The following is a 220-nucleotide window of genomic DNA, read 5'->3' on the forward strand; positions in this document are numbered from 1 at the left end:
GCAAAAACCTCTTCTCTACACGTAGACAATCTACTATGTGTTAAATCAAACGGTGAGAAATTTGTAGAGTTCGACCTTCACCCAGACGTTTATCACCTAGAAGAGACAGTGCGCTGCAAGGCGAAGCTGAAAACAAGTAAGAAAATTAAATCATCTAACGGCGAAGTTGAACACCGTTGCGTGATTGAAACTATGCTAAGAATCGGTGGTCAACAATGGC

At 41.8% G+C, this 220-nt stretch carries 1 protein-coding gene; it reads left to right on the forward strand.

The window, feature by feature from the left end; translation table 11 throughout:
• Positions 1 to 220, forward strand: a 220-nt coding sequence (locus A3712_RS16490; protein ID WP_197465850.1) for a putative ATP-dependent zinc protease, incomplete at both ends; no start/stop codon positions are given.

It is taken from the genome of Vibrio sp. HI00D65, from assembly GCF_001635455.1.
In the GTDB taxonomy this organism is placed as follows: domain Bacteria; phylum Pseudomonadota; class Gammaproteobacteria; order Enterobacterales; family Vibrionaceae; genus Vibrio.